This is a genomic window from Falsiroseomonas sp. E2-1-a20 (assembly GCF_051433195.1).
Taxonomy (GTDB): domain Bacteria; phylum Pseudomonadota; class Alphaproteobacteria; order Acetobacterales; family Acetobacteraceae; genus Falsiroseomonas.
In genome coordinates this window covers 1-3060 of record NZ_JBHMFT010000120.1, presented here as the reverse complement: position 1 = coordinate 3060, position 3060 = coordinate 1, and the positions used below count along the sequence as shown (strand labels likewise).

Annotated in this window: 1 protein-coding gene and 1 pseudogene; one reads left to right on the top strand and one right to left on the bottom strand. The window is 59.7% G+C overall.

Going from position 1 to position 3060, the window contains the following annotated elements; genetic code table 11:
- Positions 1–2243: 2243 nt before the first annotated feature.
- Positions 2244–2685: pseudogene (locus tag ACFHPP_RS30725) on the top strand (IS481 family transposase); the annotation flags it as partial.
- A 31-nt stretch (positions 2686–2716) separates the two neighbouring features.
- Here the strand turns inward: ACFHPP_RS30725 and ACFHPP_RS30720 are convergent.
- The coding region (locus ACFHPP_RS30720; protein ID WP_437167028.1) for a transposase at positions 2717–3060 on the bottom strand (344 nt) is incomplete at its 5' end.

Below are 3060 nucleotides of genomic sequence, written 5' to 3'. Positions count from 1 at the left end.
CGCGACGGCACGATAGGTCGGTCCGCCCGCATACGCGGCGTCGCCGTACTCACCAACTCCCGGCATAACTGGCCGATCCGTGCAACAAGGTCTACCAAAGTGCCTACCACCGGACATCAATCACCCAACCCCCTGAGTGCCACTGCGGATTGTCAACATCCGCTCGGCTCCATTGATGCGAGAGATGGCTAATGGCCCAGAAGACAACATCCTGTCCGCTGGTAGCTTCCGGGGGAGAGTGATAACCGATTTGCGAGTTGGTGCTGAACGGCCATCCGTCATCCTCGCTGCCCCGGTAGCGGCGGACGCCTACGTCACGGACACTGAAACCAAACCAAGGAGAAACATTCGTGTCGGCCCGCTCGCTGCCTGAACCGCGGCGTAGCTCAACTCGTCGCCCTGAGTTAGCGCTCACCGTCCATATAATGCCTGTCGCGCCAATTGGGACCGTGTATCCGCTCTCAGAGGAGTAGTGAGCAAAAGAAGCCGTGTTATTCGAGTTTGATTGCGCGTGGTCAACTCGGTTCGACGTTGTCTCGACGTCGAAATCAAGACGCCAATAGGGGTGGTGGCGGTGATCGTTTTCGCGCCGGTTGTGGCCGCATGACCACCCACTACTGTAAAGGATTGGCTCCAGTCTTCCTGACCTGTGGAAGTAGTAAGCTTGGTATAGATCATAACCTCCAATCTCAGAAAAAATAGCCACCTCAAGCAGATTATCGTTGAAAATTCTGGCGACAACGTCTGACGACTGGCCAGAGAACCTAGAGATATTGCCGCTGTGTATGCGATCTAGATAAGGACCGCAGCCGGAATTTACGTCCTGCGCGTTCCCGCGGTACTTCACCCTGATAACAGGCAAGCTAGCTTTGTGGAGGACCTGCACGCCCCTCCAAGTCACGTTTCGAAGCACCAGTCCTTCGTCGTTCGCGTTACCGATTTCCCACGAGAACCGCCATTCGCTCCAGTTCATCGTCCCCGAATCAGGAAGGGACAGGAGAGGTTGTGCAGGGGCTGGAGCAACGTAGGCAATTGCTATAAAGAGTGCGACGAGAAGTGAGCGCATAATGGACCCTCCGTACTGCTACGGCTGCTGAACAACTGCTACGGCTGCTGAACAAGCCCAAACTCGACGATGCGTCCGGCCGTCATATCCACCGTCGTTTGGTAAACCGCTCTGGCTTCGCCGGGCCTATGGAAGGTGAGATAAAGATAGCGACTCCCGCTTCTTTCCGGAGCGGGGGTCTGGATGCCCTGCACCGCCAGCCCGACGGTCTGCTCACGCCGACGCCTATCGGAGCGGACGATCCCCGCCGCCAACTCGACCTCCTCGCGCGACTCAGCCGGCTGCGCCCTTTGCCTAAGGGATTCGACTTCAACTATGTCGCCTCTGTCAGTGATCACCCTAACAGGGACGTTTCTAGAATAACTGTAGAAGAGAAGCTCAAAGCGCTCGCTGCTAAAGGGCTCACCCCTCCCCTTCTCTGGCTCGACCCAACCGCCCCCCAATAACGAGAAGCGACTGCCCAGTTGCTCTCGAACCCTAGGATTCGCGATAGCCACATCCCGCGTCCGAGCTTGCATATTGGAGATGCTTGGGCGTCCACTTGGGACTACATTTAGGGTGGCGTTGCTGTCCGGTGTGCGTCCCTGCAGCCTAGGAGGTAACTCCCTGGATTGCTCAAAGATAACACGATCCCGGTCCACTAATGGCGGCAACCCGCTTTCCCTGAAAACTCGGAGGTACTCGGGCAACTCGCCGCGTAGTGGTCTCGGCTGAGGCTCGGAAGGTGTCGGCTGTGCCAAAGCGAGAATTGGCGCAGACGCCAATGCGAGCCCTACTATGAGGATGCGGAAGCCGGAAGTCATTATTACCTCCGTCTAATTTCTGAGCCTGCGCTGTGCTGATGTACCCAAGTGGTCACACCACGGCTCTACAACATGAGAAGCTGGTAGGTGCCTGGCATCGTTAGACTGGCTTCTTCTGTGCGGGACTGCACGGCACAGGAAAGTCTTTGTCTGCCGAGGCTTGCAGCATACGGGCAGCTTCTACTTTAGAGGCCAGAGCATGTGACCTTAGTCATCTTACATTGCTAAGCGGCCTCGCTGCAAGATGGGGATTGACGTGCTCCCCTAATTGTCTGGTCGCGGAGCATTGTTGGGATCCTGCGGGGCTCGCGATTGTAGAGTATGCTTACCGCTTCGAGCGCTTCGGCGCCCGTACATCTGGTCGAGAGTGACCCATGCTGCAGATTTACCCGAATGCCCGCACCACCCCCGCCGTCCGTGCCGAGATTGCCCGCTCGAGCGAACCCTCCGGCGTGCTGGCCAGGCGCTACGGCGTCAGCAGCGAAACCACCGCAAATGGCGCATGCGAGGGCCAGGGGACTGCCTCGACCACTCCGCCCGGCCACACACGCTGCCCTGGAAGGCTACGGACGAGGAGCGTGCCGTGGTCTGCGCCCTGCGCCGGGCCACCAACTTCGCCCTCGATGACCTCACCTTCGTGGTCACGCATTTCCTGCCGCACCTCAACCGTGACAGCGTCTGGCGTATCCTCCGGTCCAAGGGCATCAGCCGACGGCCGCCCCCTCGTCGGCCAGGCCCAAGCGAGGCGAAGGCAAGTTCCGGGACTACGACCTCGGCTTCATCCACATCGACATCAAGCATCAGCCCAAGCTGCAGTGAACCGCCCCGGGTTTGCCGGCAACTGTAATCATGTTGCGGTTTCGGCGCGGTAGCCGGAGCTGGCGGCGAGCATGGCGTTGAGAGTGACGAGGAGCTTGCGGGCGGTGGCGATGATGGACGCCTTGACGGACTTCCCTGCGTCTTGGAGGCGGCCTCGGAAACGGCTGAACGATGTTGATCGGCGCGACGCCTGGAGGGCGGCGAGGTAGAGTATGGTCCTCACGATGGGACGACCGCCGCCGATAGATCGCGGTCCGGCCCGCCGTCCGCTGTCGCGCGCAACGGGGGCTAGGCCGGCGAGCGCGGCGATGCTGCGGCGGTCGAGCTGCCCTAGCTTGGGCAGCTCGACAATAAGGGTTGCAGCGACGATAG